This window comes from Pseudoalteromonas sp. SR44-8, assembly GCF_014163635.1.
GTDB classification, from domain to species: domain Bacteria; phylum Pseudomonadota; class Gammaproteobacteria; order Enterobacterales; family Alteromonadaceae; genus Pseudoalteromonas; species Pseudoalteromonas rhizosphaerae.
Genome location: NZ_JACJDS010000031.1, coordinates 26110 through 40801, shown reverse-complemented (window position 1 = coordinate 40801; position 14692 = coordinate 26110). Strand labels below are relative to the sequence as shown.

The following is a 14692-nucleotide window of genomic DNA, read 5'->3' as shown; positions in this document are numbered from 1 at the left end:
CCATGCAAGATACAAGCGTTGTAGATACGCAAATACATAAAATCAGTTCACTAGCGGGATATCAGCAATCGCTAAATCATTTACTGGTTGATAGCGTTAACAATGGTGCATCGATTGGTTTTATCGCGCCATTGACGCGCGCACAAGCAGATCACTACTGGCACAGTATTGAATGCGATTTATTAAATGATAGCCGCGAATTATTTGTTATCACCGAAGGATCTGAGGTAATTGGTGCAGTGCAATTATCGCTGTGTCAAAAAGCTAATGGCGCTCACCGCGGTGAGGTTGAAAAGCTAATGGTACATAGCCAATACCAAGGCCAAGGATTTGCAAAACAACTTATGCATACCCTTGAAAAAAGTGCGCTGCAGCAACAATTAAAGCTACTGGTACTGGATACCCGCTTAGGCGATATTGCCTCACTTTTATATGAAAAATTAGGCTATATAGAAGCCGGTGAAATACCACAGTTTGCCCTTAGTTCATCGGGCGAATTACAAAGTACTGTGCTGTTTTATAAATTACTTAAGTGAGTTAAATTCGTCAATCGCTTACAACCTTATAATGTTATCAGCAGTCACTTCGTTTTTGTAACCTACCATAAAGGCATTTACTATAACGTTTAAATCGCTGCTGATACGTTGACAGAACAGATAAAATGGGATCAAGTAGACGAACTTATCAGCATGTTTTCAATGAGCACAAAAAGAAAACGCCAGTCAATATTAATTAACTGGCGTTAAGCTGACAGATTGCTATTTAATATATTAAATCACTATCTGTTATTTATACATCCTTGTTAACGGTTATTGCCGATGCCATCGACTCCGATATATGTAACGTACGCTGCGGAAATGGAATTGTCAGTCCTGCTTGCTCAATAGACTCTTTTACGCGTTTATTAAGATCCCAGACTGTTTGCCAATAATCACCGTTAACTGTCCACGCACGTAATTGAATATTCACTGAGCTTTCAGCTATCGATGTCACCATCACCTTAGGTGCTGGATCCGCTAATAATCTGCTTTCTGATGCGGCTATTTCTTTAAGTACATTTAAGCCATCATCTATTGAGTCAGCAAACGAAATACCTACTACAATATCCATGCGTCTTTTACCATTGCGAGTGAAGTTTTTAATATTGCCACCCCACACTTTGCCATTTGGCGAAGCGATATACAGGCCATCATTGGTTTTAAAAATAGTTGTAAAGAGGTTAATTTCACTCACAGTACCCGTTGTGCCACTGGCATCAACAAAGTCACCAACTTTAAATGGCCTAAGTATTAATAACATAATACCTGCGGCAATATTACTGAGGGTATTCTTTAACGCAAGGCCAATCGCAAGGCCAGCCGCCCCCATAAGTGCTATTAAACTGGCTGTATTAACACCAAAAATATCTAAAATAAACAACCCTGCAATGATATACACCAAGTAGCCCAGCACACTCGATAAAATTGGTAGTAAGGTTTTATCCATTTTCTTAAGAGGCGACTTAGAGTTTTGGATCGCTCTTTTAACAGAGCGCGCAATTAGAGCACCAGCTATAACAATAGCCAACGCTAGAATCAGTTTATAACCTAGAGTCATTATGGTTTCTGAATGATTTTGCCAAAACACTAATAACTTATCTTTCACTGTTTATTTCCACTAAGTAATTGCTGCAATTGAGCAAGGTTTAACATAGCTTACACAAGGTTAAAACCACATTGTTATAAGCCAATAAGTGTAAGCTGCTATAACCATTTGCGATTTGTAGCCTGCTAAAAAATAAGCTGGCCTCAAAGCGAAACCGCGCGATTATATAGCATAATAAATATAAACCTAACTTTTTATTTTAATCTTTAAAAACAATTAAAAATCATATAGTTAAATCAAGCCAGCAAGTTGGTGTAATAAGCATTCAATGGAGGTTAATCCTTCACTGTTACCATCAACACTAAGAGTATCAAACCTAGTCTCAGATTTAATCGAGGAGCAAGTCATGAGTAAAGAGAAAGTTGTACTTATTACAGGCGCTTCCAGTGGTATTGGTGAAGCAACAGCAAAAACCTTAGTCGCAAACGGTCATAAAGTAATTTTGACCGCTCGCAGTGAAGACAAACTTAATGCGCTGGTTGAAGAGTTAGGGGCTGATAACGCATTAGCAGTTTGCGCAGATGCCACTGATTTTTCATCGCTTGAAAACGTAGTTAATGCAGGTATAAAACACTTTGGCCGCCTTGATGTTGCATTTGCCAATGCCGGTATGGGTGTTCAAACGCCAGGTGTTGAAGAGGGCGATCCTGAGCAATGGCAAACAATGATTGATATTAATATCAATGCACTGCTTTACACCGCAAAACTCACTCTGCCACACCTAAGAAAAACCACAGGACACTTTATTTTAACCAGCTCAGCCGCAGGACGGATTGCCCTTAAAGGCTCTGTTTATGGCGCAACAAAATGGTTTGCTTACGGTTTTGGGCAAAACTTAGCTGAAGAAATGAAGCCATGGCAAGGACGCTGCACCACTATTGCCCCAGGCATGGTCAATACGCCTTTTTTTGATGAAGCAAAACCCGACAAACTCGACCCAAATGATGTAGCCGAGGCGGTACTATTTGCTATAGAGGCAAACCCACGTTGCAATATACGAGAGTTATTTTTGATGCCGAGTAATTAACGGACTCGACAGTAATAAATGCCCTTAACAGGGCATTTAATTTGATCCAAGCAGTAAATTAATTACTGCAACTTAAACGCGCCTGTTTTAATCGGTTAATTGATGCGATAACTTGCGCAATCGTATCATTATTGATCTCGATAACTTGCGACTCACTTAACGCATCTTTATTTTGCAGAGCATCAACAATTGCCAAATAGCTTGCTTGCCACTCATTAACCGCTAAAAATACCTGCGGATTATTAGTAAGTACTTGCTGCCACATTACTAGCTGACTTTGCAATGCGGTAAGTTTTTGGCGATCACATTGTTGTTGGTAATCATCCACCGCATAATCAAATTGTTTTAAGGTTAAACTCTCTACCGGTAAAACATCCACTAATTTATCCAGTGGCGCTAACTGATGGTAATCATCGCTTAGAAACGCTAAATGATGCAACGTGTAATAGTGTGCGGGCTCTATCAGCTGACTAAAAGTAAGTAACGCGTTAAGCGCACTGCTTGAAACCTCTGGTAGCTGCTCTAAACGTTGAATAAACTGCTGTTGATGTAGTAAGCCTAACTGTTCATCGGCGTATTGGTCCATTAGCGCAAGCCGAGTGTACATGCTGCGCTCATCCGTTAAGCTAGTAGGTGACCAAAAACGTTCTCCTATTGCATAGAGTCTTGGCCAAATACGCGTATCTAAATTATCAGAGGTGATAAGCTCAGCCCAAATAGTTGCTTCACCACCCAATACATTACCTAGCTTGGCTCGTTGCTGCTGATGTTTTAGTTGTTGGTTCAACTGCACCAGAGGTATCTCACCACCGACATTTGCCCTAAACACATAAGGAGTATTACCCACGAATGCGGGATCTTTGCTAGCCTGCGTTAAACTAAATGTCAGCTGAGTTGGCCCAAGCCAAGTATCAATAAGCACCTGATAGTTATTCGCTATTTTAGTCACTTTATCAGTGATGAATGCCCCTTTACCCGCGATGTTGACAATTGCTTGCATACGAGACTGATCACTTGCAAAGACAGTAATATCGCCAGTCACCGCGCTGCCTTTTATGCGTGTGAGGGTAAAATCAACATGTCCGATTACAGTCTTCGCCGTTACTGCGGGTTTCGCCGGCGGCAGCGGATGATTACGATAGTGATAGCTCGTCCACTGCGGCTGATCAATATAAAACCCGCTTGATAACAAACCATCAAAACCGGCCTCAGTGATCGCCGCCAATGAATGATGACCACGCCATGATTGCACTAAGGTGTTGTTAGGCAAATTAGGATGTAATACCTCATCCCAACCAATCATTTTCTTATTGTATTTTGCTAATATTTTAGCAACCCGTTGATTGAAGTAGGCGTGTAATGCATGGCTATCAGCCAGTTTTTGCTTATGCATATAAGCTTGAATATGACTATTGGCTTGCCAATCAGTATCATCAATTTCATCGCCACCAATATGCAAATACGGATCAGGAAACAAACCCGCAAGCTCGGCGACTACTGCATCAACAAATTTATAAACCTCAGGGTTGCTTGGATCCAGTAACGGTTTAAATACGCCCCAACGTCGCTCCATCTGAGTTAATTGAGTTCCGCTACCAAGTTCAGGATACGCAAGTATAATCGCGCTGGCATGACCCGGAACGTCAAACTCTGGCACCATCCGAATACCTAACTTTGCCGCATAGCTAACCACCTCTTTAATTTGTGCTTGAGTATAATAAAGACCATCGGATGCCTGCTGGTGTAGTTTAGGGTAACTATTTAGCTCAATTCGCCAGCCCTGATCATCGGTTAAGTGCCAGTGAAACACATTAAACTTGGCTGAAGCCAAGCCACGTAATGTCCGTTTTACATCTGCAATTGGCAAAAAGTGACGCACGCCATCAAATAATAAACCACGCCACGGATAAGTTGGTTCATCCGTAATAATTAGATTATTAACTTGTAGCGGCTGCTTAGCACTAAATAATAGCTGCGATAAAGTCGCCAATCCTCTAAGCATGCCGTATTGATTAGCACTCGTTAGGTCAATTTTATTATCTGCAATAGTTAGCGTGTAACTTTCATCCATATTTAAATAAGGTAACTCGCTCACTGTTTGCGTGATATTAATGTGTAATTGCGCAGCCGCTCTTGGCGTAACTTGTAGATGCTGAAATTGGGTAGCAAACAACGAACTATTTAATAAAGGCAGGACGATAGCGTGCTGCGTTTTAGGTATAAATACCTTAAGAGTTGCTTCAAAGGTAGTACTCCCAGCCAATGATTGCACCTCTTTAGGCATTGGCATCAGCGCTTCGGTGGCGGGCGCAGAAAAAGCATAACAAGAGCTGCTCAGTAGCATTGCCCCCATCATAAAATGAATAATTTTATGCATTGTTTAATTCCTGTTGTTTGCTTGCTTTGAGAGTCACTGTTGTAGCGACAATTGCCCCTGCGGCGGTGATCACTTGAGCCGCAAGTTGCTGGGCAGTCTGCACTGCAATTGCACAAGGACTCGCTAATATTTGTTCAGCTAAAAAACCCGCTGCAAACGCATCTCCAGCCGCGGTAGTATCAATTACCTTCGCGACTGCGGTTACTGGATAGTAATTAATTGTTTGTTGCTGTAACACAATGGTGTCATCCAGTCCTTGCTTAATCACTCGCAACGCTTGTGGGTATGCCCGATAAAAGTCGACCAACTGCTGTTGTTCACAATCACCAAACACACCAAAGTGATCGTCGTTGGTAACAAAAATGATATCTGCAACTAAAAAGGCTTGGCGAAACCAATAGTGTGCTTGCATATTACTTTGCCAAAGCACTTGGCGATAATTACTATCAAAAATAACGATGCCACCAGCTTGCTTAAACTGTGCAATAGCAGTCATTAATAGCTGTTTAGTTGGGTCATCATAAATTGCTAAACTTATAGCTGAAAAATAAAGGTAATCAAACTGTTGCTGCTGCAATGCAGTTAAGAATTGATGTTGACTATCAAGCTTAAAATACTCTCTGGCAGCGCTATTTTTTCGATCATAATGAAAAACTCGCTCGCCATTAGCATCAAGCGTAATACCATAAGCGCCTAAAGTATGATTTGTTGCATATTGTAAAAAATCGAGTTTAAGCGCTTGCTGCTGCCACCTAGCCTTAGCTTGCTTACTTAGTTCGTCGCTACCAATGGCAGATATAAAATAAACATGCACCTGTTCTCCCATAAGACGTTTAAAGTAAACTGCCGTATTGTAGGTGTCCCCCCCAAAATTAAGCTCTTGATTTGTAGATAGTTCATGCATCGCTTCACCAAAAAATGCAATCTTAATCATGTTGCATTTCCTCGCGTTGAGCTTTTAAAATAGCTAATGCTTGTGCAGATGTGCACACTTGAACTGGGGTAAACAAAGTTACCATAGCAGCTAATAAAGCGGAGCCTAAAGTGGCCGGAATAATTGGGTTACTCCAATAAGCCAGCCAATTTGGCGTTAAAATAATCGCCAACGAAACCAACAGCGAAACCAATAAAGCAGTAATGGCCCCCTGCCAATTAAAGCGTGGCCAAAAATGACCAAATAACACGCATACACATAGACCCGACATTAAAGTGGCGATCATATTTGTAATGTAACCAATCACATCGTTAGTTAATAACGCCAATAATAACGCAATGCCTATCGTCATCACTAAGCCCATCCGCGAAAGTAATACAACATCTTTAGCGTGGGGCATTCGTTTGAATACTAAACTATACAGATCACGTATTAATACACTCACAGCTGCAATCGCATCTGAGCTAGCACTGGAAATCGTGGCTGAAAGGCCAGCAATAATAACCAGCGCTGCCAAGCCAAAAGGTAATAATTCAAACGCCATAAAAGGGAAAGAAAATGCACTGTTCTCTAAAGCAGGATTCAGTGCATAAGCTGCCATACCGATAATGGCAGGTACTATGGCAAATACTAAATACAAGCCACCCGATAAATAAAACGATTGACGAATACTTTTAACATGCTTGCCAGAATAAATACGTTGGCGAAATGATGGCGCAACCAAGACGCCTATTAACACCGCGAAAAATAATGATAAGCCATGCACTGCACCTATTTTATCCAATGATAAAAAGCTTTGGTTAAGCGCAGGTTGCGCATTGGCCATATCAGCCAAGCCACCCACTTCATAAAGAGCGACCCCAGCCATCAAGAAAAAGCCAACAAATAACACCAATGCTTGAATAGAGTCGGTCCATACCACAGCAACATAACCGCCAATCACCACGTAAATACTAAAGCCCAGTGCAATAATAAGTTTTGCCGAAAATGGCGATAACCCAGTAAGCCATGCTAAATACATACCACCGCCCAGAATATGCGCTCCTAACCAACCAATACTGGCGACAAAAATAAATATTGCGATGGTATTCTTAACGAGTGGATGTGCTCCCACATAGTATGATACTTCTTCACTCATAGTCATGAATTGGTGTTCACGCACTGGCGCAAATAATTTTGCTAATAATAAAATTCCCGCAGCACCACCAAGGCCATAGATCATCCCAGCCCAGCCATTTAAATAAGCAAATCCCACAGCCCCCATTGATGATCCTGTTCCTACCATAGTGGCAACTGTAGTACCTAACGTAAGAAAAAACGGTAAATTACGTCCCCCCAGTAAAAAGTCATCGCCACCTTTAGAATTTCGGCTTACCCACCAACCAAACCAAATCATAAATCCTAAGTAGCCTAAAAAGGCCATTAATAATTGCCACTTCATAAGACACCCTGCTCCACCAATCCACGCTGCGCTTTGTAACAGCACTTCTAATTATTAATTACGTGGTTGATGTTAGTTATTATTCTGACCTAAGAGCGGTTATTATTTTGTGTGCTCTTAGGTGTAAATGTCAGCGCTGTCATTCAGCTACTGACAAAATCTTAAGGCGCCTTATAACAGGTAACATCCACCTCAACTTTACAATCGACGACTAAATCCGCGACCGCACAAATACGTGCCGGTGGATTAGCGCCAAAATACTCTTTAAACACTTTATTAAACGACTGAAAGTAACGAGAATCAGTTAAAATAACAGTAACATGCACCACATCTTTGAGCTCATAACCGGCCTCTTTCATAATCTCGAGGCAATTTTCAATCGCCAGTGTTGATTGCTCAATAATCCCCCCTTCAACCACTTCTCCATCTTTCATTGGGGTTTGTCCAGATACCATCAGCCAACCACCCGCTTCTACTGCGCGTGCAAACGGTAAGTGCTGACCACCGGTACCTTTACCGCCTTCAATACCAATTCGTCTAATCATCTTTACTTGCTCCTAGGGATGTTAAAAATTTACCTGAATATGCAGGTAGAATATGTTTATCTATAAGGGTTGCTTGGCCATTGGTCCAGACACGATGAATTCCTGAAGCCGCCAGCTCTGGATCAACAAATGTTGCGTTATCAATAATCTCATTGGCATCAAATAACACCAAATCGGCAAAGTTGCCTACTTTGATCACTCCACGATTTGCCAACCGATAGTTAGCCGCGCTTAAGCCTGTCATTTTATGAATCGCAGTTGCTAATGAAAAAATTCCTTGTTCACGGCTGTAATGACCCAGCACTCGGGGAAATGAGCCCCATAACCGAGGGTGTGGGTGTGGATCGCACGGTAAACCATCTGAACCAATCATGGTTTTATCAAACGCTAAAATAGTGTTTACATCGTCTTCATTTAACCCATGGTACACAGCACCAGCTGGCTGCAGTTTTTCAGCAGCATCCAGCAAACTGACGTCCCATTGTTTAGCAATATCAGCAAGTAATTGCTCGGCCATTGCAGGGTGGGCATCAGACCAAGTGATAAAAATATCGAAGTCGTCAGTCACTTGGTTCAAATCTAAGGTACTGGAGCTGGCCGCATACGGGTATGCGTCGCAACTACATTTTGAGTGCTCGCCTTGTGCTGCAAATTTTGCTAACAGCTCTGGGGCGCGTCCCCAGTTATTTTTACCTGCACACTTCAAGTGGGAAATAATCACTTTAATGCCAAACTTTTGCTCCATAGCAAACGCTTCATCCATCGCCTCAAGCACGGCATCAAACTCGGTGCGTAAATGGGTGGTATATAAAGCATCATGCTTTTGTAAGATAGCGCCAAATGCCTGTACCTCTTGTTCAGGTGCACACTGTGCATTGCGATAGGCAAGCCCAGTGCTCAAACCGAGGGCACCTTGGGTTATGGCTTCATCCAATTGCAATTGCATCGCGGCAATTTCGTCAAGCGTCGCTGGACGTAATAAGTCATCCATCACGTTATTGCGCAATGTGGTATGCCCTACCAATGCTGCAACATTCACATTGGCTTTTTGTACATTAAATGCATCGATATAATCGCGCATCTGTGCAAAAGTAAACTCTGCTTTTTCACCCAGCAGATTCATTGGATCCGGCGCATCTGCAGTTAGTTTTGCCGGCGCCGCGCTGATCCCACAATTACCGGTGATCACCGTTGTCACCCCTTGACTTATTTTCGCTGCCATCGCTGGGTTTCTTAACAACTCAAGATCATCATGGGTGTGTACATCGATAAACCCCGGGGCTAGGCATAATCCATTGGCCATTATTGTGTGTGTTGCCTGCCACTGTGATAACTCGCCGAGTGCGACAATATGTTCACCTTTAATTGCGACATCCATGTACTGAGGCGCATTGCCTAAACCATCAAATACTTTTGCTTGATAAATGATTGTGTCTGCTGATTGCGAGATATCGTGCCGCATCATTAATCTCCTAGTGGTGCTCTGTCTGGTCCTTGACGATACTCATCTAACTCATGTTTGATGCGACGAAGTTTTTCGCGAGATTTTTTCTGCGTTAAAATAGCCACTTCACTTGCCAATATGTCTACTGCAGCAAGCATCGCGTAACGGCCTGTACTGGGCGTAAAAATGTAATCTGATTCGTTAGTTTTAATTGGTAAGTGAATCGTTGCGATATCAGCAAGCGCACTCTCTGGGCAAACCGCAATCACTTTAGCGCCATAATCTTTGGCAATATTTGCCGCATCAATTAAGTCATTTGCTAAGCCTGTAAGCGATAACACCACCACCACATCACTGATATCAACACTGGCGGCAGTCATTCTCATCATCACCGGATCACTGTAAGCGTTACTGAGTACATCCAGTCGAAACAAGCGGTTATGGCATTCTTGTGCAACTACAGAGCTACCCCCACCAACGCCAAAAATTAACGTATGACGGCTTTCAGCAATACAGCGAGCTGCTTCTTCAATCTGCGACTGTTCAATTAATCCGGCATTAATATCGAGAATATCGTGTATTGCTTTGTATATAGCTGGAATATCTTCACGTACAGAGGCATTTTCACTAATAAAGCGCTCTCCTACTGCCAGTGATTGTGCAAGCTGTAGTTTCATATCACGCACATTATCGCAGCCCAGCGCTTTTGCTAGCCGAGTGATAGATGCGTGACTGACTTTTGCGCGCTGTGCTAAATCACTTATACTTGCCGATGCTGCATATTGCAGATCGGCTAAAATTAATTGTGCAACGAGTTGCTCTGATTGCCGTAAATGGCCTAAACGCTCTTTAATTCGTGAAACAATATCCAATTAACTACTCTCCTAAAAATACGTATCAAAGATACCAACAACGTTATAATTATCATCGATAACATTAATATAACGCCATTTATCAAATGTCAGGCAAGGATGTGAAGTCCCAAAGGCAATAATATCACCGACTTTTAAGTGGCTATTTTGATCAACACGCAGCATGGCATGCTGATCCATTATTTTTTCAACTTGCCAATCAGCACCTGCTTTAGTAACAACACCGTGTTGGTCAATATGTAAATTCGCAATAGGTAGCCCGGCATCAAATGCCACATCGCGCTTACCCATACCAATAATTGCTCGTCCCGGTTCTGGCAATGACTGTACATATGCCCAAACCTCTAAACATGATTGTAAATCGCTACCAATATTACACGCCAACGGATTACGCGCTAGAATCTGTTGCTGCGCATGGCCATAAATCCCTTGATCATGAGCGACATAACAGCCAGGGCGGATCACAGGCACCATGTTATCGAGCATGTTACTAGGTGCAAAAGCATCGCAGACTAAGTCGTACCACGCTGAGCCACCTGCGGTAATAATTACTTGTTCTGTGGCAAAAGCCTGCTGCTCAATCAACTCTTTACATGTTGTTACCGCATCCGTTAAAAATGCAGTCACTTCACTTTGTGTACTCAACACTCCTTCATACACTTCAATGCCCGCAAGCTGTAATGAAGAAAACTGCTTAATATGCGCAACCAATTGTTGGAGCTTTTGTTCATCAACTACACCACAACGTCCACCTGGCACACCTAACTCAATAAATAATTTAACTTGTATGCCTTGCTTACTAAAGAACTCGCCAAGGCTTGTTACATTGCTAACATCATCCACTAAACAATAAAAATCAACCTGATACTGTTTTAATAAATAGCTAAGCTGCTGCATGTTGGCTTTACCAACTAATTGGTTCGCCATGATAATGCGCTTAGCGCCAGCTTGTGCTGCTACCACTGCTTGTTGCACAGTTGCAATGGTGATCGCGTAAGCACCTGCATTTAATTGCTTTTTAAAAATATCCGGTGCCATGGTGGTTTTACCATGCGGTGAAAACTCCACCTGACTTTGTTTGGCGAACTCAGCCATCCATGCAATGTTATTATCTAAACGCGTTTGATAAATACACGCACAAGGAAGACTCACCTGCTGCTTAGCAACATTGCAATCACCTTGTATGATCGTTTCGCTGTTGCCTAAGCCTTTATTCATAGTATAAATTTTTGCGGCGCGTTTCATGGCTAACTTTTCCATAAATAAAACTCTTATTTTAAATCATTACCTTAGATAGCAACGTTGGATTAAAAATCAAAAAATTATCAAATGTTAATGTAATTGTTATTGCATTTTGTTTGAAAGTGATGTTAATTAATAACAAGCAAGTAGTCAACATCTGTTACAAATTAACAGGAAATAATAATTAACTTTTAAATCTACAGGATGAGGTATATCAGCATGAGCATTAAAAACCGTCACCAACCCACTTTAAATAGGAGCCTAATAGCAAAAACCGTCGCCGCTATTGTATGTGGCTATACCAGCTTTGGCGTTTTTGCCGCAGACCAAGCACAGACAGCAAATGACGACATAGAAACTATTGAAGTGCGCGGTATTGCCGCCAGTAATAAACAAGATATTAACAACAAACGCTTTAGTACTGGAGTAATGGATTCTATTACCGCGGAAGATATTGGTAAATTGCCTGATGTAACCATTGCCGATACGCTGCAACGTATCCCTGGCATACAAATTCGCCGCTCTGCGGGTGAGGGCTCAACCATTAACGTTCGCGGTATGCCGCAAGTAACCACTTTGCTCAATGGCGAACAATTCTTAAGTGCAGGTTCAATTACAACATTACAACCAGACTTCACTGATGTCCCAGCGGCGCTGCTATCAGGGATTGATGTGCTTAAATCACCTCAAGCCGACACCTTGGCTGGTGGCATTTCAGGTACTTTAGATTTAAAAACACGTAGACCATTTGATCTTGACCAAGGCACAACCTTCTCACTCACAGGAGAAGCAACCCGTGGTAGTTTATCAGAGCAAACCGACCCTAAACTGGTAGCCTTTGCCGGATATAACAATGACAAATTTGGCATTATTGTTACTGCCGCTTATGACGAAAGCACCTTAGCGAATTACCGTAATGGCACAATTTTAACCTCTTCAGAAGTGCAAAATGAAACCGACCGCGATTTTAACGGTGATGGCGATTTTAACGACAGCTTTTACAGCCAACGTTTTTATGGCGTGATGGACCGAGAAACAGAGCGTGATCGCCTTGGCCTAAACACTACCATTCAATATCAAATTGCCGACACACTAACTTTTACTGGTGACTTGTTTTATACAAAAATGGATGACGCCGATCGTAAGCAAGGGGTGATGGTTGATAATGCCCGTGGTTCTATTTGGGCGTATTCTGATAACTTTATTCCTCGCTTAGATAATGATCGGGGCGGACAAATATACACAGTCAACGATGCTAACTTAAAAGTTCGTCGGGTAAGCGCCTACTCTGAAAGTTTAACTAACGACCGTGAATCAACCAATGCTAGCTTTTTATTCGAATACCAAGGTGATGGCCCACTCTCTGGTGAATTTAGGTATATTCATGGCTCTGCAGAGCGAAGCCATACTGAAAATGTGGCCCACGGCTTTTTAACCTCAGGCGCACAACATGGTTTATTAAAAAATCATGGTGATGGTATTACGCCAGTTAACCCCAATGGCTATGGCCCAGAAGAAGTTGATGTGAGCTTTTCTCGCAGCGGCGAATATTTAACCCTTGGTTTTGCAGAAGGCTTTGGTAATGATATAAGCCAATATAATCTCGTTTCAACCTACTCTGAAAATAACTTTGAAGAACAAGCCACACTTGATGTTGCCCGTATTGATGGCCATTATGCCTTTGAGACAGATCACCTACAGAATCTTGATTTTGGTCTGCGGGCATCAAAACGAGACGTAGAGCGCGAAACCTATATTCTCGTTGCACCATTTACCACCGGCAATATTAGTGCCGATGTGATGTGGAAAGATTCCGGCGCATCATTAGGTGATACCAATGGCGACGGTGAAAATAGCGTAGCAGGTGGTGATTTAACCATAGGGAAAACTAACTTTTTTAGTGATATGCCCGATGGTTGGGTCAACCAAGTCAATGGTTTAGGGCCAGGTGGCACTGGGCATAGTTTTTACTTAATCGATCCTAAAGTAATGGACGATCCAATGGCATTTCAAAATGCAATTTACCCGGGTAACAAACGATTAGCTAATCCGTCACGTACTTACCAAGTAAAAGAACAAACTCAAACAGCTTACTTTAAAGCAAACTTTGCTGGTGAATTGGGTGATTTGAGCTATACCGCAAATATCGGCGCACAATATATTAAAACCGAACTCGACATGCTGCAAAATCAACTAGGCTCTGCGCGTCCTTGTTCGTTGTGTACTGCCAGTGAGAAAACCGGTGAAAAATGGCTAAACAGAGATTACTCAGATTTTTTACCATCAATGAACTTTAATTTAAACCTAACCGAAGATGTGATCCTACGTGCAGGTTACGGTAAAACAATGACCACGCTCGATATTGGAAAGCTTGCTGGTGGTATAAGTGTTGGTCGTACCCGAGCAGGAGATGTACTTGCCGCTGAGCTTGGAGTAAGCCCTGACTTATTAGTGGCAGTACAAGGTCGCCAAAATGGTAATCCTGATCTAGAACCATGGCGCGCAACTAACTATAACCTATCTGCTGAGTGGTATTTTAATGACAGCGGTTTATTAAGTATTTCAGCCTTTTTAATGGACATAGAGTCATTTGTTGAAAACGGTATTGTCATGCAAGGCTTGCCTGATATTGATGGCATTATTCGCCGTGAAGTACCTGTAACCACTGAAATAAATGGCCAAGGTGGTGACATAAAAGGTTTTGAAGTTGTTTATCAGCAAGCATTTGACTTTTTACCAGCGCCATTTGATGGCTTAGGCTCATCACTAAACTTTACTTATGCGCCAAGTGACAGCGCTAACGTTGATGTTTATGGCAAAAGTTTACCAATTCAAGATAACTCAGAAAAATCAGCCAATGCTGTACTTTGGTACGAAAAAGGCCCATTACAACTACGTCTTGCAGCTAACTACCGTAGTGATCGCTTAGACAGCTTAAGCTCGCCAATGGGCGAAGGGGTAATGCCATTTTGGACCGATAGCACTTTGTACTTTGATATGTATGCCGGCTATGAATTTGCTGAAGATATGAGCATTTATACCTCAGTGAGCAATCTAACCGAAGAAAAAGAAGATATTTACGCACAGTGGTCTGATCATGTGATCACCCAAAATATCTTTGAGCGTCGTATTACGTTTGGTATTCGTACCCGTTTTTAACGCTTAA

Annotated in this window: 11 protein-coding genes; 3 read left to right on the top strand and 8 right to left on the bottom strand. The window is 42.1% G+C overall.

Annotation, left to right across the window (positions count from 1 at the left end; all coding sequences use genetic code 11):
• Window positions 1-2 precede the first annotated feature (2 nt).
• Window positions 3-536, top strand: a complete 534-nt coding sequence (locus H5183_RS15480; protein WP_182732116.1) for a GNAT family N-acetyltransferase — start codon at window positions 3-5, stop codon at window positions 534-536.
• 253 nt (window positions 537-789) lie between these two features.
• Here the strand turns inward: H5183_RS15480 and H5183_RS15475 are convergent, their stop codons facing one another.
• The gene (locus tag H5183_RS15475) at window positions 790-1644 is read right to left on the bottom strand and encodes a mechanosensitive ion channel family protein (RefSeq protein WP_145242032.1); all 855 of its coding nucleotides are present in this window, start codon (window positions 1642-1644) and stop codon (window positions 790-792) included.
• A gap of 346 nt (window positions 1645-1990) precedes the next feature.
• Between H5183_RS15475 and H5183_RS15470 the strand changes: the two genes are divergently transcribed.
• The gene (locus tag H5183_RS15470; RefSeq protein WP_149981888.1) at window positions 1991-2671 is read left to right on the top strand and encodes an SDR family oxidoreductase; all 681 of its coding nucleotides are present in this window, start codon (window positions 1991-1993) and stop codon (window positions 2669-2671) included.
• A 58-nt stretch (window positions 2672-2729) separates the two neighbouring features.
• On the opposite strand, the gene H5183_RS15465 is transcribed toward H5183_RS15470, so the two are convergent.
• The 7 genes from H5183_RS15465 to H5183_RS15435 all read right to left on the bottom strand — a co-directional run bounded on the left by H5183_RS15465 (window position 2730) and on the right by H5183_RS15435 (window position 11544).
• Complete coding sequence (locus tag H5183_RS15465) at window positions 2730-5048, bottom strand: family 20 glycosylhydrolase (RefSeq protein WP_182732115.1); 2319 nt, start codon at window positions 5046-5048, stop codon at window positions 2730-2732.
• Complete coding sequence (locus H5183_RS15460; protein ID WP_182732114.1) at window positions 5041-5982, bottom strand: PfkB family carbohydrate kinase; 942 nt, start codon at window positions 5980-5982, stop codon at window positions 5041-5043. The genes H5183_RS15465 and H5183_RS15460 overlap by 8 nt, the downstream gene beginning before the upstream one ends.
• Window positions 5975-7423 (bottom strand): sodium:solute symporter family protein, encoded by a 1449-nt coding sequence (locus tag H5183_RS15455; protein ID WP_145242040.1) that lies wholly within the window; start codon window positions 7421-7423, stop codon window positions 5975-5977. The genes H5183_RS15460 and H5183_RS15455 overlap by 8 nt, the downstream gene beginning before the upstream one ends.
• A gap of 161 nt (window positions 7424-7584) precedes the next feature.
• Complete coding sequence (locus H5183_RS15450) at window positions 7585-7968, bottom strand: RidA family protein (RefSeq protein ID WP_145242042.1); 384 nt, start codon at window positions 7966-7968, stop codon at window positions 7585-7587.
• Entirely contained in the window at window positions 7961-9433 is a 1473-nt protein-coding gene (locus H5183_RS15445) for an amidohydrolase family protein (protein WP_257326829.1), read from the bottom strand. The genes H5183_RS15450 and H5183_RS15445 overlap by 8 nt, the downstream gene beginning before the upstream one ends.
• On the bottom strand, window positions 9433-10284 hold the full coding sequence (locus H5183_RS15440; protein WP_145242044.1) for a MurR/RpiR family transcriptional regulator: 852 nt from the start codon (window positions 10282-10284) through the stop codon (window positions 9433-9435). The genes H5183_RS15445 and H5183_RS15440 overlap by 1 nt, the downstream gene beginning before the upstream one ends.
• A gap of 12 nt (window positions 10285-10296) precedes the next feature.
• Window positions 10297-11544: an amino acid deaminase gene (locus H5183_RS15435; RefSeq protein WP_145242046.1), complete on the bottom strand. Its 1248-nt coding sequence runs from the start codon at window positions 11542-11544 to the stop codon at window positions 10297-10299.
• Between the two features lie 201 nt (window positions 11545-11745).
• On the opposite strand from H5183_RS15435, the gene H5183_RS15430 reads away from it, so the two are divergent.
• On the top strand, window positions 11746-14685 hold the full coding sequence (locus H5183_RS15430; RefSeq protein ID WP_182732113.1) for a TonB-dependent receptor: 2940 nt from the start codon (window positions 11746-11748) through the stop codon (window positions 14683-14685).
• Window positions 14686-14692: the final 7 nt, after the last annotated feature.

What these genes read in the sequence shown, in the direction of transcription:
- H5183_RS15450 (WP_145242042.1), bottom strand. Translation starts at nt 7,968, where the DNA reads ATGATTAGACGAATTGGTATTGAAGGCGGTAAAGGTACCGGTGGTCAG.
- H5183_RS15480 (WP_182732116.1), top strand. Translation starts at nt 3, where the DNA reads ATGCAAGATACAAGCGTTGTAGATACGCAAATACATAAAATCAGTTCA.
- H5183_RS15455 (WP_145242040.1), bottom strand. Translation starts at nt 7,423, where the DNA reads ATGAAGTGGCAATTATTAATGGCCTTTTTAGGCTACTTAGGATTTATG.
- H5183_RS15445 (WP_257326829.1), bottom strand. Translation starts at nt 9,433, where the DNA reads ATGATGCGGCACGATATCTCGCAATCAGCAGACACAATCATTTATCAA.
- H5183_RS15465 (WP_182732115.1), bottom strand. Translation starts at nt 5,048, where the DNA reads ATGCATAAAATTATTCATTTTATGATGGGGGCAATGCTACTGAGCAGC.
- H5183_RS15435 (WP_145242046.1), bottom strand. Translation starts at nt 11,544, where the DNA reads ATGGAAAAGTTAGCCATGAAACGCGCCGCAAAAATTTATACTATGAAT.
- H5183_RS15430 (WP_182732113.1), top strand. Translation starts at nt 11,746, where the DNA reads ATGAGCATTAAAAACCGTCACCAACCCACTTTAAATAGGAGCCTAATA.
- H5183_RS15470 (WP_149981888.1), top strand. Translation starts at nt 1,991, where the DNA reads ATGAGTAAAGAGAAAGTTGTACTTATTACAGGCGCTTCCAGTGGTATT.
- H5183_RS15460 (WP_182732114.1), bottom strand. Translation starts at nt 5,982, where the DNA reads ATGATTAAGATTGCATTTTTTGGTGAAGCGATGCATGAACTATCTACA.